Consider the following 23,656-nt stretch of genomic DNA (forward strand, 5'->3'; position numbering starts at 1 on the left):
AAGTTCAATGCCAGAGTTTTGCTGGCATGATCACTCAAGATTCCGAGAGATCATACTTTTTTCATGCTTTCACATGATATTTTTATGTTTTCTTAACACTGATTTTATTATAAGAGTATTTTGCGTTTCTGAACATAGTAAATTTTTGTGAATCATAGTAGGATTTTAACTTGTTTCTCCCATCCATTTATGCAAATATCACATATATGGTCTTTATACAATCTTTATCCCTTCTGGAAAATAGACAATCTGTACTCTGTGGGGCTCTGTCCCGTTATGCGCTTGAACACCTTTGCAAAGTAATTGGAATCCCCATAGCCCACTGCCCTTCCAATCTCCTTCACATTGACCGTTGGCTGGCTTAGCATCTTCTTGGCCTCCTTTATCCGGTACTGTGTCAGGTAGGATGTGAAATTCTGGTCAAAACACTGCTTGAACAGCTTGCAGAAATAGGCCTCTGAATAATTCATGGCCCTTGCGGCATCCTGCATGGAAATGTCAAACATATAATTCTCATGTATGTACTGGCTGATTAAGGATGTAACCTTTGACAGACGGGCATGTCCTCCGTCCTCCGGTTCCTCTGTGTCTGGCGGCGCAGGAATTTCATTTTCATTTTCATCCCCATCCCCTTCATCCTGCCGGTGTTCCCCCGCAATATGCATGGCTTCCTCCACCACTAACATCAGTTCCTCCTCGTCGTAAGGCTTCAGAAGGTAATCCAGGGCCCTTACCGTGATGGCCTTTTTTGCATAGGAGAACTCGTCAAAGGCTGTCAGGAATATGATGCAGCAGTCCTTGTCGGCCTGCCGGATCTGCTGGGCAGCTTCTATGCCGTTTATGCCCGGCATCTCGATGTCCAGAATGGCAATCTGTATCTTCTCTTCCTCATAGATCTTAAGGGCTTCCCTGCCGTTGGCTGCCTGGAAAATCCGGCACCTGTCCCCCAGATTTTTCTGCAGCGTCTTATAAAGGACCTGCCTCTCAATCATCTCATCATCCGCAATCAGTAAACGCAACATCCGTTCCCCCCTTATATCTTCTGATAGTCCTCTTCCCGGGCGGCAGGCAGGATAATCTGTACCACGGTCCCCTTGCCTGCCTTGCTGTAGATTCTCAAATCCCCATCCTCGTACATGGATTTAATCCTCTGATATATATTCCCCAGCCCAATTCCCACCCTGGCTGTCCGGTGTCCCTTAAGGGCATCCATAAGCCTTTTGAGCGCCTCTTCCTCCATCCCCACACCGGTGTCAGCCAGGGAAATGACTATCTTGTCCTTCCGCTTCCATATCCTTAAAAATATCCTCCCTCCCTCCTCCTTCCTGGCTATGCCGTGTATGATGGCATTTTCCACCAGCGGCTGAAGGGTAAAAGCCGGTATCATGGTCTCGCTGCCGTCCACCTCCACCCTAAGGTCATGGCTGATACGGCTGCCAAAACGCATCTGCTGTATGTACATATAGTCCTGCACCACCTTAAGCTCCCGCTCCAGGGGCACAATCTGCTCCGAGGTCTTAAGATTATAGCGGAAGAGATTTCCCAGGCTGGATATCATCCGCTCTGTGGTCTGGGCTTCCTCCAGTTTAGCCATACAGGATATCATATTCAGGGTATTAAACAGGAAATGGGGATTAATCTGGCTCTTAAGCAGTTCCAGGCGGGCCGCGTCCAGACGTTTCTCCATCTCGATGCGCTCCACCTCCTCCTTATGAAGACGCTCCGCCATCTCGTTTTTCTCTTTCAAAGTATTGATATACCCCTCTGTGGCATGCTTCATCTTATTAAATGCCTGTACCAGCTCTCCCATCTCATCCCGGTTCTCCACCACCAGGTCCTCACCGCCGAAATCATTTCTCGCTATCTCCCTGGAGCTGTGGGCCAGCTTTACCATGGGGGCAATCAGGGTATTGGACAGAAGCTTGGTCAGACAGATAACCGTAATAATCATCAGGACGGAACAGGCCATAATCATGTAGGGTAGGTCATAGAGGAGAGGAACCTTTTCCTGGTAGCTGCGCTTTCCCTCCTTCAGGGTAGACTGCATCAGTCTTCTGGCGTAAGTCTGCAGATAACCCTGCATTCCATATACCCTGTACAATTGCTCCACAAATCCTTCATCCGACTGGTCCATGTGAAGGACCTGGTCCCGGAAAGTCTGGTAGCCTTCATAGCCATTCTTAATATTCCATGTCCTGGCATACCGCTCAGGCCCAATGACATCATAGTCAAAGGGCAGGGCCTCCAGACTGCTCTCCGTCTTAAAACAGGCCAGCCTGTATTGCTTTGCATTCTCCCAGGACCGCTCCCTCACATAGAGTTCAAAGGCATCCGCTTCCTGCTCCATGGACTCCTGCACATCATAGCAGAGGGAATTGTCATTGAGTATCACGTTAAAACTCTCCAGGGAAAAATTCATGACCAGCATATTGAAGGCAATGGACAGACCCATTACCAAAATGACAACCACGGAAAATGCACCCAGCTTTTTCTTCAACGAGATTGAAAGCCACTGATTTTTAATATAAGAAAACATACCCCACCCCAATCGCACCAGAATGTGTCTGAAACCTGCTTTCTTCCGGCTGTTTGTCCAATTTGCGCTCTGCGTAACCGTATCAAGCATCCTTCACCCTGCCATCCCTCCTGGAATGCCCATGGTCCGGTCAGTGTCTTTCGCCATTATACCATATAATAACAGGGAGCGCAAAGCCCCCGGCCTTGCGCTCCAGTTATTCCCAATCACCTATTTTGTTTCACTGCCTTCGGTTTTTGAAGCGGTTATCTGCTTCTGGTTCTTCTTAGCTGTCCCGATCTGCTTCCGGCTCTTTTTGGACGTGCTGATCTGTTTCTGTTCTTCCTTGGACGTGGCTATCTGCTCCTGCTTCTTCCTGGAAGTACCTATCTGCTTCTGCTCCTCCTTGGACGTGGCTATCTGCTCCTGCCTCTTCCTGGAAGTGCCTATCTGTTTCTGCTCCTCCTTGGACGTCGCTATCTGCTCCTGCCTCTTCCTGGAAGTGCCTAGCTGTTTCTGCTCCTCCTTGGACGTGGCTATCTGCTTCTGCTCTTCCTTGGATGTGCCTATTTGCTTCTGTTCTTCCTTGGATGTGCCTATCTGCTTCTGCTCCTCCTTGGTCGTGCCTATCTGCTCCTGCTTCTTCCTGGAAGTGCCTATCTGCTTCTGCACCTCCCTGGACGTGCCTATCTGCTTCTTCTCTTCCTTGGTCGTGCCTATCTGCTTCTTCTCTTCCTTGGTCGTGCCTATCCGCTTCTTCTCTTCCTTGGTCGTGCCTATCTGCTTCTGTTCTTCCCTGGACGTGCCTATCTGCTTCTGCTCTTCCTTGGTTGTGATTATCTGCTTCTGCCCTGCCTTGAACGCAGCCATAGGCTTCTGTACATCCTTTGCAACTGCAGCGCCTTCTGTCTCCTGCGCCACAGCAGTTATCCTCTTTGGGGACGCTGTTTTGCTTACCGCTGTTTTACTAGCCGCTGTTTTTCCGGATGCCGCTTTTCTGGCCGCAGGCTTTTTATCTGCTGCCTTTTTAACTCCAGGCTTCTTTGCCTCAGGCTTCTCGGATTCTTCCGCCTGCGTGCATGTGTAGATGCTGACGCTCATCGGCGGTATATAGACTTCAATGGAATCGTCCTTTTCATCCCATTCCAGCTTCCGGGATGTCTTGACACGCCCGTTGACCCGGCCTTCTCCGCCAAAGTCTTTGGCATCAGTGTTGAATATCTCCTTATACTTGCCGTGGAAGGGAACGCCCACACGGAATTTCTCATGCTCCATATTGTCAAAATTGCAGATAAAGAGAAGGGTTTCCTCACTCTTCCTGCTCTTTCGCAGGAATATAATCATGCTCTCATTCTGGTAACTGCAGTTAATCCACTCAAAACCATCGGGATCATAATCCATCTCATACAGAGCCGGGTGCTCACGGTACAGCCTGTTAAGCGCCTTCACATAATCCTGCATGTTCTTGTGAACAGGATACTCCAAAAGTCCCCACTCCAGGGACGCGCCCTCATTCCATTCAGCCGTCTGGGCGTATTCCTGGCCCATAAACAGCAGCTTCTTGCCGGGATGCCCCATCATAAAGGCATAGGCAGCCCTCAGGTTCTCGGCCTTCTTTTCCAGGGTCTCACCCGGCATCTTGCCAATCATGGAACCCTTGCCGTGAACCACCTCATCGTGGGAGAATACCAGCACAAAATCCTCACTGTAGGCATACAGCATGGAAAATGTCAGCTCCCCATAATTGTTTTTCCTGAAAAGAGGGTCGCACCGCATGTAGTTGGTAAAATCATTCATCCAGCCCATGTTCCACTTATAGTTAAATCCCAGGCCGCCCTCTTTCGGATCGCCTGTAATCATTGGCCATGCAGTGGACTCCTCCGCGATGATGACCGTGCCGTCCTTTCGGCCCTTGAATACGGAATTCAGATGCTTCAGGAACTCCATTGCCTCCAGATTCTCATTGCCTCCGTATATATTAGGCACCCATTCACCGTCATTCTTCCCATAGTCCAGATAGAGCATGGAAGCTACCGCATCCATCCTGATTCCGTCCGCATGGTACTTGTCCGCCCAGAACAGCGCATTGGCAATCAGAAAATTGGTTACGCCGGGACGGCCGTAATTGTATATCAGAGTGCCCCAATGGGGATGGGAGCCCTTCCTGGGGTCCATGTGTTCATAGACGCAGGTGCCGTCAAACACAGCCATTCCATAGGCATCCCTTGGGAAATGGGCCGGCACCCAGTCAAGTATGACGCCGATTCCCTGTCCGTGCATATAGTCCATAAAGTACATGAAATCCTCAGGAGCACCGTAACGGCTGGTAGGGGCATAATACCCTGTTACCTGATAACCCCAGGATTCATCCAGAGGATGCTCCATCACAGGCATGAGCTCCACATGGGTGTATCCCATATCCTTTACGTATTCCGCCAGCCTTGGGGCCAGCTCCCGGTAATTATAAAATTCGGAACCCGCCAGGTCCTGTCCTGTCTCATCCCTGACCGTCTCCTTACGGATCCAGGAGCCCAGATGGACCTCATATATGTTCATGGGCTTGTCCTTTGTATCTGTCTTTGCCCTCTGATCCATCCATGACTTGTCGTTCCATGTGTATTTATCAATATCCCATACAATAGAGGCATTGTTGGGACGCAGCTCTGCGTAGTTTGCATAGGGATCAGCCTTCAGCATAGGCTCCCCTGCCCTTGTCTTTATCTCGTACTTATATATCTCACCTTCATACAGACCGGGAATGAACAGCTCGAACACGCTGCCGTCCCCTTCGCCCAGGCGGCGCATCTGATGGCGTCTTCCATCCCAAAGGTTGAAATCCCCCACCACGCTGACGCGCATGGCGCATGGCGCCCACACGGAAAAGTACACGCCGGATACCCCGTCAATGGTCATGGGATGGGCGCCCATTTTCTCATAAATTGTATAGTGGATGCCCGCTGCAAATTTCTTCAGGTCTTCTTCCCGGTACTGGGGAGCAAATGAATAGGGATCACAGAGTTCCTCCGTCACCCCGTTGTCATAGGTGACCTCCAGGGTATAGGGCGTCTTGCTCTTGCGTGGTATCAGGGCCGCGAAAAAACCAGCCTCGTCCGCCAGCTCCATGGGATATTTCTTCCCGGTGGTGGAAATCTTCACACTGATTTCAGCCGCAGTGGGTACCAGCGCCTGAATCAGAAGTCCATCCTCTGTCAGATGGGGTCCCAGCATGGCATGGGGATTGGATGCTTCCGAATACACCAGTTCTTCAATCCCTGCCCAGTCCATCAAATCGTATAATTTCTGTTCCATATGATTGCCCCCTTGTAAGTTTATTCATTCTTCGGTCTGATATCAGCATGCCTGCTGTATATCCTACTTCTAAAGGGTATTTGCCCTGTCAGCAATATTCTGTCTGAAATTAACCACATCATGCTCGTATTCTTCATCCATAAGGGGAGAAGTAATCATGAAATCCGCGCTGGCCTTGTTATTTGCAATGGGAATATCATACACCTGGGCAATCCTTAACAAAGCCTTAACATCCGGATCATGGGGCTGCGCTGTCAGCGGATCGGAAAAGAAAATCACAAAATCAATTTTTCCCTCCACAATCTTGGCCCCAATCTGCTGGTCGCCGCCCAAGGGGCCGCTGTTATACCCCTTTACAGGCAGGTTGGTTGCATCCGTAATCATACGGGCCGTTGTGCCGGTCCCGCACAGGAAATGCCTGGACAGTATATCCTTATGTTCCCCGCACCACTGTATCAGTTCCCGTTTCTTCTGGTCGTGGGCAATCAGGGCAATGTTCTTCTGTCTGCGTATTGTCATAGGTAAATAATCCATTTTCATCTGTCTCCTTTCAGTCTGTCACTTTGTTTGCGATGGTACCTATCCCTTCTATGGTACACTCCACCACATCTCCCGGAACCAGGAATTTCGGCGGGTCAAAGCCCATGCCCACTCCTGCCGGGGTTCCCGTGGCAATAATGGTTCCTGGCTTTAAGGTCATGCCCTGGGAAAGTTCGCTTACAATGTGACTGATATCAAATATGAGCAGCTCCGTATTACTGTCCTGGCGAAGTTCGCCGTTCACCCTGGACTGTACCTGTACTTTGGGCGGATAGGACAATTCATCCACAGTGGCTATGCATGGTCCCATGGGCAGAAAGCCGTCCAGCCCCTTGCCGAAATACCACTGCTTATGCCGTGTCTGCAGGGTCCTGGCGCTGACGTCATTGATGATAGTATATCCGAATATATAGTCCTTTACATCTTCCTCCCTGACATGGGATGCCTCGCGGCCGATGATGACTGCCAGCTCTGCCTCGTAATCCAAATCCGTTACAATATCCCTGTGGCTTGGGATGCCTGCCCCGGGATCCGTGGCACGGTTTACCCGCTTGGAAAAATAGATGGCATGGGGCCTTTCCCCGTCAAATGCTTCCTTCTTAAATCTGGCCGATTCCTCAGCGTGAGCCATGTAATTGATTCCCAGGCAGATAACATCCTGCCGAGGGTGGGGAATCGGGGCTAAAAGGCTTACCTCCCCAATAGGGGCAGCCCCCCTGACCTTATATGGGTCCTGGCCGGACACATACTCCAGCAGCTGTTTCTCCGACTCGCTGATGTTCTCTATCAGCTCCTGCATGGTCTTATAATCCATATCCAGGGAAGCAAGGGGATAGACCCAGCTTCCGTCCCTGCTGATGACTCCAAGTCCGGATTTGTGTTCGATTTCATATGTAACTAGTCTCATAATGCCCTCCTGCTCATACCATTACGTGTATCTCATGTTTACTCTATCACATTTTTCCGAATTTTTCTACGATTTTGCCATTATTTCAGAAATCGCCCTTCCCCCTGTCAGAGCCCTTCTGCCTAATAAATAGACTCCCGGAGTATCTTATGTATCTGGATTGCCAGAGTGGGCAGGAAAGCGGCCGCCGCCAGGGTGGTAAGCTGGCTCAGGCTTAAATCGGCTGCGGCAAACATGATTTGAAGGCCCGGCACAAAGAGCACCGCTGCCAGAAGAACCACGCCCAGCTGGAACGCCATAACGCTGTACAGGTTGCTTCCCAGCCCCAGACGTATGATGGAATGGCTGCTGCGGCAGTTGAATCCGTGGAACAGCCGGGCCAGGGTAAGGGTGGAAAATGCCATGGTACAGGCCCTTCCCGCACCGCCCTCATGAAGTCCGGTGGTATAGGCCCACATGGTGGCTGCCGCAATCAGGGCTCCCTGGACCAGGATATCCCGTATAAAGGACGCCGTGAGGATGCCCTCCTTTGGATTTCTGGGAGGCTCCTTTAACAGACCTTCCTCCGGCGGTTCCATCCCTATGGCAATGGCCGGCAGGGAATCCGTTATAAGGTTGATAAACAGCAGATGCACCGGTTTAAAGGGCAGGGGCAGGGACAGAAGGGATGTGTATAATACGCAGAAAATGCCTGCCATGTTGCCTGACAAAAGGAACTGGATGGAGTTCTTTATATTTCTGTACACATTCCTGCCGTTGGATACTGCCTTTATGATGGTGGCAAAATTGTCGTCCGCCAATATCATGGACGCCGCATCCTTGGACACCTCGGTTCCCGTGATTCCCATGGCCACGCCGATATCGGCCTTCTTAAGGGCCGGGGCGTCATTGACACCGTCTCCGGTCATTGCCACAATGTGTCCCCGGTTCTGCCATGCCTTGACAATACGTATCTTGTGCTCCGGCGATACCCTGGCATAGACTGAAATGTGTTCCAGACTCCGGTTCAAATCCTCCTCTTCCATCTGGTCCAGCTCCGCCCCTGTCACCGCCATGTTGCCCGGCGTAAATATGCCGATCCGCTCTGCTATGGACATGGCGGTCACTTTATGGTCCCCTGTGATCATCACAGGGCGTATGCCTGCCTGCCTGGCGCTGGCCACTGCCTGGCGCGATTCCGGCCTGGGCGGATCCATCATGGCAGTGAGCCCCAGAAACACCAGATTATCCTCCAGCCTTCCTGACAGGGATGAGCGTTCCTGGCTGTTCCCTGCTTTTGCCCCGGCTAAGCCGGAATTACCGTGCTCCTTTCCCTCCTCATTGAAAGGACGGCATGCAAAAGCCAGGACCCGGAGTCCCCTGGCAGACCAGCGGCTGTTCTGGTCCAGTATCCTCTGGCGGTCCGAGGACGACAAGGTACGGCAGGGTATGGCTGCCTCTGGCCTCTGGCCGGATTCCCCCGGCCTCTGACCGGCTGCCCCTGTCCCCTGGCCGGCTAACCCTGTCCCCTGGCCGGCGGCCGGATTAGCCAGGCGGGTGCATTTTTTCAGCAGCACATCCACGGCTCCCTTGACAAAGACAATATCGTGTCCTTCTATCTCATTTACGGTAGTCATAAGCTTGCGGCGGGAGTCAAAGGGAATCTCCCCCTTTCTGGGACTCTGGAGCCGAACCTGTTCCGGGATAAGCCCTGCCTCCCTTGCCATGTTAAACAGCGCTGTCTCCATGGGGTCCCCGTCCTGGCCGGAGGCGTTGTTATTAAGAACCGCCCCCATAAGCAGGAGCCTGACATCGCTCCTTCTCTTTTCATTTTCCAGCCATGACGGCTGCTGCTGCGTGTGGTTGACGTACACCTGCTCCACATCCATGCGGTTCTGTGTCAGGGTTCCCGTCTTATCGGAACAGATAACAGAGACGCATCCCAGGCTCTCCACCGCCTTCAAATCTTTTATGATAGCCTGTTCCCTTGCCATTTTCTGGGTGCCCATGGCCTGGACAATGGTGACGATGGAGCTGAGCGCCTCCGGTATAGCTGCCACTGCCAGGGCCACGGCAAACATCAAGGCATCCAGCACCGGTTCCCGGCGGTACAGGCTGAGCAAAAACACCAGGCCGCAGATGGCTATGATGGCAATGGCCAGATGTCCGGAGAACCGGTCCAGGCTTACCTGAAGCGGGGTCTTTTGTTCCTTGGTTCCGTTCATCAGCACAGCTATCTTACCGATTTCCGTATTCATTCCCGTGGCTGTTACCGCTGCCACGGCACGGCCTGAGGTCACCAGGGAACCGGAAAATACCATGTTGGTCCGGTCGGCCAATGCCACGGTTCCCTCCCGCGCCTTCACCGCCCCGGTGTGTTTCTCCACCCCCAGGGATTCCCCTGTAAGGGAGCTCTCATTGACGGTCAGCCCGTACACCTCCAGCAGCCGTCCGTCCGCGGCCACCATATCGCCGGTCTCCAGCAGCAGGATATCCCCCGGTACCACCAGGGCGGACGGTATGGTCATGCTGCGCCCGTCCCGCAGGACCCTGGCTTCAGGCGAGGAAAGCCGCTTTAAGCTGTCCAGGGATTTTTCCGCCTTCTGGTGCTGGACCGTTCCCAGCACTGCATTTAGCAGCAGGACCGCAAATATGACCATGGCGCTCTCCGGATCCCCTGTGAGCATGGACACTGCGGCCGCCCCGATCAGGATAATGACCAAAAGGTCCTTAAACTGCGCAAGAAATACCTGCCACCACTGGAGCCGTCCTGCCTCCTCCAATACATTTTCCCCATATTCCTTAAGACGCTGCTCCGCCTGCCCGCTGTCAATTCCCTGCCTTCCGGAGTCCAGCCCGGCTAACACCTCTGCCTCCGGCTGTTCAAACCAATCTGCCATCTGTCTCTCCCCTCTTACCTAATTCATGGTTCTTATGAGCCTGCGCTAATGTGCGTCTGCTTCCCCGGTATCCGCCAGACGCCGCGTGAACAGATATAAAAATGCTCCCGGAAGCGCATGCATACGCTGTTTCCGGGAGCACTCCATAAGAGTACCCACTCTAAATCTATGAATTAGTAAGAATCATTATGACCGGCCATACACAGCCGGGGCGAGAAAGCTTTACCGCCTGTCCTTAAAATCAATCCCTTCTTCCGAAAATCATACCGAATGCCACCTTATAGCCTTCCTCCAGGGAATCTGTCTCCACATATTCCTCCCTGGTATGGGCCCCTGCGCCGCGGAAGCTTCCCACGCACACGCTTGGAATCCCCAAAGACAGCGGGATATTGCAGTCCGTGGAGCCGGCATGGTGTTTGGGCGCCTGTCCGGTCATTTCTTCAACCACCCGGTGGGCCCAGTCTGTCAGGGCCTGTTTTTGTGCCGGGTCCACCTGGCCTTCGCAGGGCCTGACTCCTATAACCTGGAAAGACACGTCCGTCCCCTCTGCCTTTGCACGGTCAAGTACCTCCATGAACTGCCGTTCCATATATTCCAGGTTCTCCCTTTTGTCGGAACGGAACTCGTACAGCATCTCGGCTTCCTGGGCAATGGTATTAACCGATGTCCCTCCTGATATCATACCTACATTATAGGTTGTCTTTCCGCCCTCCGGCACCTGGATTTTATAAAGCTTCCCCACCAGGGACGCCAGTCCCGCTATGGCATTATCATTGCCAAAGTCATTGTAGGAATGACCGCCCCGGGTGCGGACCTTTACCCGGAAGCGCTTGGAACCCACCGCCCTGTCCACGATGCTGGAAAGAGAACTGTCAAAGGTACAAAAGCTCTTTATCCTGCCGCCGTAGTCCTCGCAGATCTTACGCACTCCCTTCAGGTTTCCCAGACCTTCTTCCCCTGCATTGCACACCAGCAGAAGTCCGGGGGCATCCTCCCCCCGGATTTCCCTCCAACTGGGAGAATCCACATGCCGGGCTATATATTTCCCTGCCAGCAGAAGACATACCAGACATGCCGTGTCGTCTCCCACGCCGGGACAATAGATGCGTCCGTCCTCTACCCTTAAGGGAAGTTCTGTCTCATCGGAAAACACCACATCCATATGGGCCATGAACACATCCAACGGCCTGTCCTGGCTTACATCCGCCGGATACACCACATTAAGGGCCTGGTCAATATATACGCCCCTGGCGCCCTGGGACTTAAGCCAGTTCAGACAGAATTCAGCCCGCCTCTCTTCATGGTTGGAGGGCGCCGGTATCCTGGCCAGCTCCAGAAGAAGGCTGTAAGCCTCCTGCCTGTGGCTCTCTATATACCGTATCATTTCCTCTGACAGTATCATCTGCTTCCTCTTCCTTTCTTTCGCCTTTTCCCGCTGCCTTTCCCCTGGAGGCTTTCTTCTGCGCGGGAACCTCCTTTCCCATGAGAACCACGATGGTCCTTGCCATAATCATTATGGACTTCTGGTTCTCCAGAACCGGTTCACTGCCCCCGGGATACATGCCGTTCACCTGGTCCTCGTCCGTATTAAAGGCCGTATGCCACTTATAGTCCTTCGGCAGGTTGGGAAGGGCAAACTCATGTGGTTCCCAGTGCATGTTAAACGCAACGTAGAAGTAGTCGTCCTCCCTTCCGTCCGGCTTTTTACCGTATTTTCCGCAGTATAATATACCCAGCTGGCGGAGGAAACGGTCAAACATGGGACACCAGGTCTTAAGGCCGTGGTAGGACACGTCCGGCAGCCCCACGGAGCGGTAATCCATCAGGGCCGGCTCCTTCTCCATATGGAACACGGAGTGCTCCTTTCTGAATTGAATTACATGCTTTACAAATTCATGGATGCTGCTGTTGGAATTTAACAGGCCCCAGTTAAGCCATGATATATCATTGTCCTGGCAGTAGGAGTTGTTGTTTCCCTTCTTGGTCCGGCCAAATTCGTCCCCCATCATAAGCAAAGGAGTTCCCTGGCTTAAAAACAGCATGAGCAGGGCATTGCGTATCTGTTTCCTGCGCATCTGCATGATGCGTTTCTTTCTGCTGGGGCCTTCCACTCCGCAGTTCCAGGACTGGTTGTAGTCTGTTCCGTCCCGGTTCTCCTCCCCGTTGGCCTCATTGTGCTTTGTGTCATAGGACACCATGTCCATCAGGGTAAAGCCATTGGTATTAGCCATGTAGTTGACAACGCCCACCTGGCCGGGATTATGACGGATGTGGTATACCAGACGGTTAAGCTGGTCCTCATCCCCCTTCAGAAAGCTTCGCATATCCATCATGAACCCGTCATTATATTCAGCCAGATGTTTTTCCTGCCCCGGCTCCACACCGTCCCACCCGGGCGCCAACAGCTTCAGCCTGCTGAGGTACGGATCCTCGCCCAAAAGCTTCACAGGCGCATAGCCCACCAGCCGGACGCCGTCCACGTGGTATTCCTGAGCCCAGAAGCGGACCACATCCAGCACATAGGAGGGCGCTTCCTTCCCGTCAAAGAATAATTCCAGAACCAGTTCCAGTCCTGCCCTGTGGAGGGCCTTCACCATATCCTTAAACTCCCGTTCAGGCTCCCTCACAGGTCCGCTGCTGTAGGCACACTTAGGCGCAAAATAATACCCTCTGGTATATCCCCAGTAATTCAGCTTTCCGTCCGGTTCTTCAGCTGCAAAAGGACTTCCGTCCACACGCTCCGGTATGATTAACTCCTCAAACTCCACCGGGGGCATCATCTCCACAGTGGTGATCCCCAGGTCTTTGAGATAGGGTATCTTCTCCGCCACGCCCTTAAAGGTTCCCCTGCTGTCTCCTTCCAGGCCGGAGGAGGCATGTTTGGTAAATCCCCTGGTATGAATATGGTAAATCACACACTGGTCATAAGGGATGCAGGGTAGGATATCATCCTCCCAGTCGTACGCGCCCCCTTCTGTATCCACCGGCGTGCGGACCGGCTTGTCCCGGCGCGCCAGGCTTCCCCAGCGCTCCATGCCAGTAAACTTCCTCCCGTAAGGGTCCGGCATCTGCTGTCCGTCTACCTCGTACACGTACTCCAGGCCGGAAAAGTCTCCCAGCACAGTCATGCCCCACACATCCCCTGTTCTGGCATTTACCGGAAATTCGATTCTACCCTTGGGGCTTTTGGCCCCTTTCCTATATAAAATAACGGCGCAGGTCTCTCCCTTAGAGGGGAAAGAAAAATGCACCCCTCCGGAGACAGCAGTCACTCCCATCGCATATATCCTTCCATCATTCCTGTCTATCCGGAATCCCTTCATCATAGCTGTTACCGCCTTTCCCAAGACCACTGTTTCTGAATTATCAACAACTGTTTTTAAGTGGATTTTCTATTTGAAACTGTCATAAGCACGATAAGAAAAGTATATAGTTAATTCGATATTTTGTCAATAAATCAACACTCCCTGGCAGAAATCGTCATCTTTTTATGCACAAAAAGAACTGGTTATCAGAAAAATACAACCCGTCTGATAACCAGCTCCCATACTGTGCCTGCTGTTATTTCTGCGCCTCTATCTGCTCCACCAGCTCGTTAAGATACATCCAGCGCTCCATCTTCTCCTCCAGCTGTGCTTCCCTGGCGGACTTTTCCTCCATCAGCTCATTGAGCCTGGTATAGTTGGTGGCGGATTTTCCAATCTCCTGCTCCAAATCTCCGATGGACTGTTCCAGAGCCGCGATATCCGCCTCAATGGTTTCCCATTCCCGCTGTTCCTTAAAGGAAAGCTTGCGCTTCTTTTCGCCGCCTGCGGCCTGCTTCCAGTTATTCCGATTTATGGGGAGGCCGGACCCGTTTTCATCACTGTCCCCGGCTCTTACGCCCTTCTGCTCCCCTGTCTCCTGGGGATGTCTGGCGGACCAGGCAATCTGATAATCCGTAAATCCGCCCTCATACTGGGTCACCTTTCCCTGTCCCTCAAAGGCAAAGATTCGGTTCACAACGCGGTCCAGGAAATACCGGTCATGGGATACGGCTATAACTATGCCCGGAAATGTATCCAGATAGTCCTCCAATATGGTCAGTGTCTGGATATCCAGGTCATTGGTGGGCTCGTCCAACAGTATCACATTGGGCGCCTCCATAAGGATACGCAGCAGGTAAAGCCTCCGCCTCTCCCCGCCTGATAAGCGGCCTATGGAGGTATACTGCATACCGGAGGGGAATAAAAACCGCTCTAACATCTGGCTGGCGCTGATACTGCCGTCCTTTGTCTTTACGTACTCAGCCACATTTTTAATATAGTCGATAACCTTAAGGCTTTCATCCATGGCCTCATTTTCCTGGGAAAAATACCCCATCTTCACGGTCTGTCCTATCTGGATGGTGCCGGAATCCGGTTCCACCCAGCCTGCCAGCATCTTCATCAGGGTGGACTTTCCGCTTCCGTTGGGGCCGATGATACCCACACGGTCATTTTTCAGGAAAATGTAGGTGAAATCCTTCATCAGCACCTTGTCCCCGTAAGCCTTGCACAGATCCTTCACCTCCACCGTGGTCCTGCCTAACCGGCTGGCTATGGATTCCAGCTCCACGTTGCGGTCATATTCCGGCCCCTTCTGGTCCCGAAGCTCCTCATACCGCTGTATATGGGCCTTCTGCTTGGTGGAACGGGCCCTGGCTCCCCGCTGCATCCAGGCAATCTCATTGCGCAGAATGGTCTGCCGTTTACGCTCCGATGCCTCGGCCATCTCCATGCGCTCCGCCTTCAGGGCAAGGAAGCCCTCATAATTAGCCTGGTAGCTGTAGAGCTTTCCCTTGTCCAGCTCCACAATGCGGCCCACCACGCTGTCCAGGAAGTACCGGTCATGGGTAATCATCAGCAGGGCGCCCCGGAAGGCTTTCAGATATTCCTCCAGCCAGTCAGCCATACCGCTGTCCAGATGGTTGGTAGGCTCGTCCAGTATCAGAAGGTCCGCTGTACTCATAAGCACACTGGCTAAGGCCACCCTCTTTCTCTGTCCGCCGGAAAGGGTGGATGTCAGGGCATCGTGTTCTATGATACCCAGCTTGTTAAGCATGCTCTTGGCCGTGGCCTGCATCTCGTCCGCAGAACTGTAGTGGGTTTCCCCGGCATTTTCCCGCATAACGCTTTCAAGCACCGTATCCCCCTCCGCGAATTCCGGGATCTGGGACAGATAGCGTATGTAGAGGCTGCGGCCCCTTACCACGCTGCCGCTGTCCGCATCTTCCAGCCCCGCGACAATCTTAAGGAGAGTGGACTTGCCCGTGCCGTTGACGCCAATCAGCCCAATCTTCTCCCCCTCGTTGATGGAGAAGGACGTGTCGTCAAACAGCAGCCTCTCCGTGTATGATTTTGTCAAATGTTCAATGGTAACCAGATTCATCGTCTTTTCCTCTTATTCAATCACCAGCTCCACCGGGCAATGGTCTGAACCCATAACCGTATTGTGGATGGATGCGCTTACCAGTCTATCCTTAAGGCTTTCTGATACACAAAAATAGTCAATGCGCCACCCTGCATTCTTGGCCCTGGCGCTGAAACGGTAGGACCACCAGGAGTAAGTCCCCTCCAGGTCCGGATAGAAATAGCGGAACGTGTCCACAAAGCCTGTTGCCAGAAGGTCTGTGAACTTGCCCCTCTCCTCATCGGTAAAGCCGGCATTTTTCCTGTTTGTCTTGGGATTCTTAAGGTCAATCTCCTTGTGGGCCACATTCAGATCCCCGCAGAATACCACAGGCTTGTTTTCCTCCAGTTTCTTAAGGTATGCCAGGAAATCGTCCTCCCACTTCATCCTGTAATCCAGCCTAGCCAGGCCGTCCTGTGAATTGGGGGTATAGCAGGTCACCACATAATATTCAGGAAACTCTGCCGTAATCACACGCCCCTCGGTATCGTGTTCCTCCATGCCGATGCCATAGGACACGGACACGGGTTCCTCTTTCGTGAACATGGCTGTGCCGGAATATCCCTTTTTCCTGGCGTAGTTCCAGTACTGGTGATAGCCGGGCAGGTCCAGTTCAATCTGCCCCTCCTGAAGCTTGCTTTCCTGTATACAAAATACATCTGCCTCCGCTTCCCTGAAAAAATCCAGAAAGCCTTTACCTACGCAGGCCCTGAGGCCGTTTACATTCCACGAAATCAACTTAGTCATTCTTTATGGCTCCTCTCCGGAACATGGTCCGGGAATGGGTTTCCGGTATGTTCCTGTGTCGTTTTCAAACAGCTGCCTACTCCGGATATACCAGCCTGGATTCCGGGAACTGGTCCACATGGTACAGTACTTCCAGGTACTTCCCGGCCAGGTATCTGGCCATGCCCAAATTCATATCCAGATAATTGCCGCAGTCCTTTGGCGACGCCCCGGGCACCTCCCCCTGAAAATCCCTGATAAACTCATACATTTCCACCATCAGGGGCAGGATATCCGCGGACTGGTAATCCCCTGCCAGAAGCAGATAGAAACCGGTCCTGCACCCCATGGGTCCGAAGTAAATGCACTTTTTGCCAAAGGTGCCGTGATTCCTTAAAAAGGTTGCCCCCAGATGCTCAATGGTATGCATTTCTGCGGTGTTCATCACCGGCTCCTCATTGGGCGAGGTCATCCGCAGGTCAAAGGTGGTCACCATTCCCCCTTCCACCTGGTCCTTCCTGGATACATAGACTCCAGGCTGCAGCTTATTGTGGTCAATGGTAAAACTTGTAATTTTTTCCATATCTGTCCTCCTCTTAATCCGCTCCATACTCATAAAATGACTGAAAAGGGGCAGGATTTATCCATCCTGCCGCCCTGTCACTGCCACTATATTAATCATCTGCCTCTTCACTCTCAGTCAGTGTGAAGGTAAATCTCTTACGTGCCATCTCGTCGCTTTCAAGGTACTCGTCATAGGTGGTAATCTTATCAACCAGCTTGCCGTTAATGATTTCCATGATACGGTTTGCAGTAGTCTGCACAATCTGGTGGTCACGGGAGGAGAAAATCATCACGCCCGGGAACTTAATCATACCGCGGTTCAGAGCGTCGATAGACTCCATGTCCAGGTGGTCCGTAGGCTCATCCAACATCAGCACATTGGCGCCGGATATCATCATCTTGGACAGCATGCAGCGCACCTTCTCACCTCCGGAAAGAACCTTCACCTTCTTTACTCCGTCCTCGCCGGCAAACAGCATGCGTCCCAGGAAACCGCGGACATAGGTTACGTCCTTCTCAGGAGAATACTGGGTCAGCCACTCTACGATAGTGTCGTCGTTGTCAAACTCGGCGCTGTTATCCTTGGGGAAATAAGCCTGCGAGGTGGTAAGACCCCACTTATAGCTACCCTCATCCGGCTCCATCTCACCGGACAGAATCTTAAAGAGCACGGTCTTGGCCCGCTCATTTGGTCCTACCAGGGCAACCTTGTCCTCGCGGCCCAGAATGAAGGAGATATCGTCCAGTATCTTTTCGCCGTCAATGGTCTTGCTTAAGTGCTCCACGGTCAGGACCTCATTGCCAATCTCGCGGAAAGGACGGAAATCAATGTACGGATACTTACGGCTGGAAGGACGGATGTCGTCCAGCTCAATCTTCTCAAGGGCGCGCTTACGGGAAGTGGCCTGCTTGGACTTGGACGCATTGGCGGAGAAGCGCTGGATAAATTCCTGGAGCTCCTTAATCTTCTCTTCCTTCTTGCGGTTGGCTTCCTTCATCTGCTTCACAATCAGCTGGCTGGACTCTACCCAGAAGTCGTAGTTTCCTGCGAACAGCTGGATTTTTCCGTAGTCAATGTCAGCTATCTGGGTGCAGACTTTATTCAGGAAATAACGGTCATGGGATACCACGATAACTGTATTCTCAAAGTTAATCAAAAACTCCTCCAGCCACGCAATGGCATCCAGGTCCAGGTGGTTGGTAGGCTCATCCAGAAGCAGGATGTCGGGGTTGCCGAACAGGGCCTGGGCCAGAAGTACCTTTACCTTCTGGGCGCCCAGAAGGGATCCCATCTGCGCATAGTGCAGGTCCGGCTCAATACCAAGTCCGTTTAAAAGGCTTTCAGCATCTGACTCTGCCTCCCATCCGTTCATGTTGGCGAATTCACCCTCTAACTCAGCGGCCTTGATGCCGTCCTCGTCCGTGAAGTCCTCCTTCATGTAGATGGCTTCCTTTTCCTTCATTATCTCATACAGTCTCTTATTGCCCATGATGACCGTATCCAGGACCGTGTACTGGTCATACTTAAAGTGGTCCTGCTGCAGGAAGGACAGCCTCTGTCCGGGAGTGATGATGACATCGCCGCTGGTAGGCTCCAACTGGCCTGACAGGATCTTAAGGAATGTGGACTTTCCGGCACCGTTTGCGCCGATGAGTCCATAGCAGTTGCCCTCGGTGAATTTGATATTCACATCCTCAAACAATGCCTTCTTGCCCACGCGAAGAGATATGTTGCTTGTACTAATCATGTTCGTTACCTTTCTCTTAATCTGTTCTTCTTAATCTGTTCCGCTGATATTTCTGGTATCTGCTGATATTTCTAGTAAAAGAGGGGTCATGTACGGCCCCTCTCACGCTGTTTACTCAATATCAGATTGTACAGGGAAAACACTTATTTTGCAAGGGTTTTTCGCAAAATTGTGGCGGCAGCCTGTCTATTTCGTTCCTTTAATCTCCACCGGATAGTTTACTCCCTGGGAATTCACATAGGTCACAGTCACCTTATCCCCGCTGTCACCTGCCAGGGCCCCTTCCTCAATGGGGCAGTTATCCTTTAAGAAGCTTAACTCCTGTCCGTCGTCTGTCTTTATGGTAAAGCTGCTCATCGCGTTAGCCGTGGTGGTTCCTTTCTCAGTGAGAATACTCCACTCTTCCTGTTCCGGAAGGGCCACCACCAGGGTCACGTCCTCCAGGCTGCCCAGGGGCTCCCCTATATATGCAATGGCTATCTGCACATCCTCCTCAATCTCCACTTCCACGTCCCGGATGTCGGACTGGCTGATATCATAGTCCCTGCCGTCGTCCGCCTGAAGGGTGAACACCGAACCGTCCGCTGTCACCTTTGTAACGGTGCCCTGAAGCATATGGTATACTTCCTTTGCCTCAGCCGCCTGCTCCGTTGTCTCCTGTGCCTTGGCCGTTGTCTCAGGCGCTTTGGTGGTCTCCTCAGCAGAAGCCTGGCTGGTAACTGTCTCAGATGTCTCCACCGCTGGTTTTTTGGCACAGCCCGTTCCCAGCACCATCGCCGCAGCCAGAGCGGCTGCTGTTATCATCAATGAATGTTTCTTCATATTGCAATTCCTCCCGTCTTATATCAGATTACCTATGAAGCTTATCATCATATCCTGTTAATTTCAATAAAGATTCCCTTAATTTTCCCGGTATCATAACCAGTACTCCGGACAATCCCATGCCCAGAATCCCGGGCAGATGCCGGAGACACAGGAGTATGACCAGACGTCTGGCTGCGGGTGACAGTTCCATGGCAGTACCTTCCTTTTTTGTAAGTATGCCCCGGACTTCTTTAGCCCAAACTTCCTTGGGAAAAACTTTCTTGTAACAGCCAGTACCAGATGCTATAATATTTTAGAAGATTGAAAGGAGGTAGCCCCGTTTATGAATGACCCTGTGCTGACGCTGCGATGGTTTTTAAACTGCCCTGAAATTGATAATCTGGAATTCTTCGGAGATGAGGACTGTCTGGGAAATCCCATTACCGGAGTCAACGTAATTGACAATCCGGAAGGCGTCCCCTGGATTAAAAAAAACGAACTGGTCCTGACGACCGGCTTTATTTTTTATAAAGACATTGCACTGACAAAAAAGCTGCTAAAGGAGCTCCACGATGTCAGCTGCACCGCGCTGTGCATAAAAATAAAACGTTTTTACGACACCATCCCCCAGTTTCTCATAGAAGAAGCGGCCAGGTACCGCCTTCCTCTGATTGCAGTTCCCTTCTACCACAGTTACTCTGATATTATGCGTGTCATATTCCGTGAACTGGAACTGAGGCAGCTCTCCAACCAGGCCTTTGTCATCAATGAAACCCGCAAATTTTGCCAGCTTTTCACCAGCAACAGCGGAATCAGCTCCATGCTGTCCATGCTGTCCTCCTACACGGATTCCATCATTCTGATAACCGACTATAATGACAAATCCGTGTATTTCCATATTCCGGATTCCTATGCCAATCTCCTACAAACCTCCAGCCGTGTAGTGATCCGGCCCGATAAATCCAAGAATGCAGAGAGCGGCAAGGAGGCTGACAGCGATAAGGAGGCTTCCAATACGCGCAGGTTCTGGATCAACAAACAAATCATACCCTTTGCCGTTTTTCCTATCCCCAGCGGCAGGTATTACCTCTGCGCTGACATTAACGCTGCCCCCCTTTCGGATGACATAGTCTCTATCATCACAAACTGTCTTCCCATCCTGTCAACCGAGCTTGAGACCATCCAGGTGAATCAGAGGCGTTTTTCCTCCACCAACCACTTTGCTCCTTTTTTCTCCATGCTGTCGGACATGCGTTCCAAGTCCAGCGAAGAAATAAGGATAGTGTGCAATACCTACTCCTTTCCCTATGACTGCAAGCGTGTCTGCATTGCCTACGAAATCCAGCAGACGGGAAGCCCGGAACGGCTGATGCGCACGGTATACGATAAATTCAGCACTGCTCTGGAAAATTCGGGACAGCAGTACTTCCTGAGTTTTTACAATGATTATGTGATTGTATTTCTGTTCTTCCAGAAAAGCATCTCCAACCTGGAGGCAGTGAACCAGGCACAGATGACAGCGGAATACCTGTACCAATCTTTGGATGAGAGCCTGCGCCAGTGGGTGCGGGGAGGGGTCAGCAGAAGCCACAGCCGTTTGGTGACAATCGGCACCGCATTTGAGGAAAGCTTAATCTCCATCAATATGCAGTCCCACCTCAATCCCCAAAAGGCTGTGGCTTCCTATCTGCGTCAGATTCCCTATCATCTCCTGAGGAACCTGAACCATCACGACCTGAATAAAATATATAACGACACCATCGTCCGGCTGGTGGATTACGACCAGGCAAACGGAACCTGCCTGGTCCACACCCTGCGCATGTACCTGGAAAACCGTATGGTCATCCGCGAGACCTCCAGACAGCTCTTCATCCACCGCAATACCCTGGCAGACCATCTGAATCTGATAAAGCGTATACTAGGCACCGATTTGGAAGCCATGGACGAAATCTTCAGCTTCTATCTGGGACTATGCGCCTACGATCTGCTCAGGGAAACATAACATAAGCCTGCTATGCTTCTTTGCCTAATGTCTGGAGGTGGTTCATATTCCCATACAGCTTCCTGATTCTTGTAAACTCGTCCTCATCGTAAAAGCTGCATTCCCCTCTTGCATAAGCTTTTGCTACCTCCAGCATAAATCTGGCGGCCTCCTCACAGTCCGTGATATGGGTGGCTCCGGTAGCACATCCAGCCACCGGCACCTCTGTGGTGATGGCTACTCCGATAACCGGCGCCTTTGTTCCCGTTGCAGGCTGCAGGATGCTGTTTAAATGATACAGATCATTGCCATAGGGCGTAATATCCTGGACAGACAGGGCATATACATAGGGGAGCCGCCCGGTGGTGGCCTGCATAATGTCCAGAACGGACTCAGACACCTTCAGAATATATCCCTCCTTAACCGTAGGTGATATGGCGAATCCCCTTGTGTTGATAATCCGGTTCCCCTTGGTAGTGTCAACAGACAGGACCGCGTCAAGCTCATCACTCAGCTCTTCCTTGTTGACCTGGGCCATCTCCACAGGTGAATCCATAAATGCCACCGGCTTGTGGGGCCTTGTAGGCGCGTCGGGACACACATGAGTGGATACAATGATGTCACCCTCCAGTATGTCGCCCTTATTCTGCATATCCAAGAGCTTTGCAGCCAGGGATAATGCCACCAGGGCGCCGTCGCCGTCAGACACGAATCCGATTCGCTCCGGCCTTGCTCCCAATCCTCCCAGGCGTCCCAAAAGCCCCAGTGTGGGCGCATCTCCTCCGGACGTCTTTCCCCTGCTTCCGTGAATCCTGACTTTGACCATATCGGTTTTTCCCTTTGGCCCAACGAGCGGATATACGTGGATATCCGCATCCTTCCTGATTCCTCTTAAGTATGCCTCAACCGTTTCTCCGCTGGCATTGCTGTCATCCAGAACATCATACACTTCCAATAACTGTTTGATTAACACGACATATCTCCTCCTGGTATTTATTCAATTCCCATTAAATCGCACACCGCTGCCACATATGCCTTGGCGGCAGTCACCACATCTTCTATCTCCACTGTCTCATTGTAAGAGTGGATCCCCACTGTATTGGACGGCCCGAACTGGATCGTGGGAATACCCTGACGCCGGTAATCCCTGGCGTCGCTGGAAGCCCACTGGTAAGCTGGCACCACCTGAGTACCTAAAAATGCCTCCACATTCTTCTTTACCGCAAGGACCAATGGATCCTCGTGATCCGTAAAGTTTGGCTCGGAGCGGTAATTCAGCTCAAAATCAACCCCATCCACTCCGCTCTCCCTGCGTATCTCATCCACGCAGGCAGCAATCTCATCCTGGCTGACACCTATGGGCAGACGGCAGTCAACCACTGCCTCGCAGCAGTCCGGCACCATATTGTGGCGGGTTCCCCCCTGTATCAGTCCGATATTGGTGGTTACATGATCTATGACACTTCCCAAACCCGGAATCTCATTCTTATCCTCCGCTATCATCTTTGAGTCTGCCAGAGGCTTTAACTGCCTGTCTGAAAAATGCCCGCTTATCCTGGTAAGCTTTTCTACCAGCGGAAGGACCTTTGCCATCTTAAGGATTGCATTCTCTCCCTTATAATTCCCAAGACTTCCGTGGGCCGCCTTGCCATGGGCCCGGATTGTCAGCAGCATTCCCCCCTTCTGGCCAATCTCAATGGTAGCCATGGAGGTGGGTTCCGCCACCAGGCATCCGTTTGCTCCCTTGGCGTATCCGTGCTCACACAGCCACGCAGAGCCGTACTCCCCGCCGCTCTCCTCGTCGGAAACAATGTGAAGCCGTATATTTCCCTTAAGGCAGACATTGGACTCTTTTAACAGAGCCATGGCAAAAAGGACTCCGGCCACCCCGGCCTTCATGTCGGAGGTTCCCCTACCCAATATCTGGCTGTCAGTGACCGTACCGCAGAAAGGATCAAAATCCCATAACCCTCGGTCTCCCGCCGGGACTACATCCACATGTCCGTTAAAAATCAGGCTGTAGCCGTCATCGCTGCCCATCCTGGCCACCACGCAGGGATAATCCGGGTTTTCCCCGGTTTCCTCATAGGCAATGCCGGCCTTCTCCAGATATTTCTCAACAAAATCCACCACTTCCCTCTGGGTTCCTGTGGGATTCTCACTGTTAATCCTGATAAGCCGGGAAACCAGGTCAATCAGTTCATCTTTCCGATCTTCCACCATGCTGATTAAATTTTCTTTTCTCATTTTTTC

At 52.0% G+C, this 23,656-nt stretch carries 17 protein-coding genes; 1 reads left to right on the forward strand and 16 read right to left on the reverse strand.

Going from position 1 to position 23,656, the window contains the following annotated elements; all coding sequences use genetic code 11:
- Positions 1 to 224: 224 nt before the first annotated feature.
- From LI015_RS24500 to LI015_RS24565, 14 genes are all read right to left on the reverse strand, one after another.
- Positions 225 to 1,022, reverse strand: coding sequence for a response regulator transcription factor (locus tag LI015_RS24500; protein ID WP_002568944.1), 798 nt, complete (start codon positions 1,020 to 1,022; stop codon positions 225 to 227).
- A gap of 11 nt (positions 1,023 to 1,033) precedes the next feature.
- Positions 1,034 to 2,536: a sensor histidine kinase gene (locus tag LI015_RS24505; protein WP_038282362.1), complete on the reverse strand. Its 1,503-nt coding sequence runs from the start codon at positions 2,534 to 2,536 to the stop codon at positions 1,034 to 1,036.
- Between the two features lie 210 nt (positions 2,537 to 2,746).
- Positions 2,747 to 5,824, reverse strand: coding sequence for a 1,4-alpha-glucan branching protein GlgB (gene glgB / locus LI015_RS24510; protein WP_227126563.1), 3,078 nt, complete (start codon positions 5,822 to 5,824; stop codon positions 2,747 to 2,749).
- 69 nt (positions 5,825 to 5,893) lie between these two features.
- Entirely contained in the window at positions 5,894 to 6,358 is a 465-nt protein-coding gene (locus tag LI015_RS24515) for a methylglyoxal synthase (RefSeq protein ID WP_002568948.1), read from the reverse strand.
- 16 nt (positions 6,359 to 6,374) lie between these two features.
- Positions 6,375 to 7,271 (reverse strand): fumarylacetoacetate hydrolase family protein, encoded by an 897-nt coding sequence (locus LI015_RS24520; RefSeq protein ID WP_002568949.1) that lies wholly within the window; start codon positions 7,269 to 7,271, stop codon positions 6,375 to 6,377.
- Between the two features lie 122 nt (positions 7,272 to 7,393).
- Positions 7,394 to 10,150 (reverse strand): cation-translocating P-type ATPase, encoded by a 2,757-nt coding sequence (locus tag LI015_RS24525; RefSeq protein ID WP_002568950.1) that lies wholly within the window; start codon positions 10,148 to 10,150, stop codon positions 7,394 to 7,396.
- A gap of 241 nt (positions 10,151 to 10,391) precedes the next feature.
- On the reverse strand, positions 10,392 to 11,369 hold the full coding sequence (locus tag LI015_RS24530) for a M20/M25/M40 family metallo-hydrolase (protein ID WP_002568951.1): 978 nt from the start codon (positions 11,367 to 11,369) through the stop codon (positions 10,392 to 10,394).
- Positions 11,370 to 11,448: 79 nt separating this feature from the next.
- Positions 11,449 to 13,476, reverse strand: a complete 2,028-nt coding sequence (locus LI015_RS24535; protein WP_227126564.1) for an alpha-amylase — start codon at positions 13,474 to 13,476, stop codon at positions 11,449 to 11,451.
- A 235-nt stretch (positions 13,477 to 13,711) separates the two neighbouring features.
- Entirely contained in the window at positions 13,712 to 15,559 is a 1,848-nt protein-coding gene (locus LI015_RS24540; protein ID WP_002572944.1) for an ABC-F family ATP-binding cassette domain-containing protein, read from the reverse strand.
- A gap of 12 nt (positions 15,560 to 15,571) precedes the next feature.
- On the reverse strand, positions 15,572 to 16,327 hold the full coding sequence (locus LI015_RS24545; RefSeq protein ID WP_227126565.1) for an exodeoxyribonuclease III: 756 nt from the start codon (positions 16,325 to 16,327) through the stop codon (positions 15,572 to 15,574).
- Between the two features lie 76 nt (positions 16,328 to 16,403).
- Positions 16,404 to 16,889 carry an S-ribosylhomocysteine lyase gene (locus LI015_RS24550; RefSeq protein ID WP_002568955.1) on the reverse strand — a complete coding sequence of 162 codons (486 nt, stop codon included), beginning with the start codon at positions 16,887 to 16,889 and terminating at the stop codon, positions 16,404 to 16,406.
- Positions 16,890 to 16,980: 91 nt separating this feature from the next.
- Positions 16,981 to 18,618, reverse strand: a complete 1,638-nt coding sequence (locus LI015_RS24555; RefSeq protein WP_002568956.1) for an ABC-F family ATP-binding cassette domain-containing protein — start codon at positions 18,616 to 18,618, stop codon at positions 16,981 to 16,983.
- Positions 18,619 to 18,804: 186 nt separating this feature from the next.
- Positions 18,805 to 19,440, reverse strand: coding sequence for a hypothetical protein (locus LI015_RS24560; protein WP_002568957.1), 636 nt, complete (start codon positions 19,438 to 19,440; stop codon positions 18,805 to 18,807).
- 28 nt (positions 19,441 to 19,468) lie between these two features.
- The gene (locus LI015_RS24565) at positions 19,469 to 19,633 is read right to left on the reverse strand and encodes a hypothetical protein (protein WP_002568958.1); all 165 of its coding nucleotides are present in this window, start codon (positions 19,631 to 19,633) and stop codon (positions 19,469 to 19,471) included.
- Between the two features lie 132 nt (positions 19,634 to 19,765).
- Between LI015_RS24565 and LI015_RS24570 the strand changes: the two genes are divergently transcribed.
- On the forward strand, positions 19,766 to 21,424 hold the full coding sequence (locus tag LI015_RS24570) for a PucR family transcriptional regulator (RefSeq protein ID WP_002568959.1): 1,659 nt from the start codon (positions 19,766 to 19,768) through the stop codon (positions 21,422 to 21,424).
- Positions 21,425 to 21,434: 10 nt separating this feature from the next.
- On the opposite strand, the gene LI015_RS24575 is transcribed toward LI015_RS24570, so the two are convergent.
- The gene (locus LI015_RS24575) at positions 21,435 to 22,376 is read right to left on the reverse strand and encodes a DUF1177 domain-containing protein (protein ID WP_227126566.1); all 942 of its coding nucleotides are present in this window, start codon (positions 22,374 to 22,376) and stop codon (positions 21,435 to 21,437) included.
- A gap of 20 nt (positions 22,377 to 22,396) precedes the next feature.
- Positions 22,397 to 23,650, reverse strand: a complete 1,254-nt coding sequence (locus LI015_RS24580; RefSeq protein WP_227126567.1) for a M20 family metallopeptidase — start codon at positions 23,648 to 23,650, stop codon at positions 22,397 to 22,399.
- Between the last annotated feature and the right edge of the window lie 6 nt (positions 23,651 to 23,656).

Origin of the sequence: Enterocloster sp. 210928-DFI.2.20 (assembly GCF_020554465.1) — a bacterium.
In the GTDB taxonomy this organism is placed as follows: domain Bacteria; phylum Bacillota; class Clostridia; order Lachnospirales; family Lachnospiraceae; genus Enterocloster; species Enterocloster bolteae.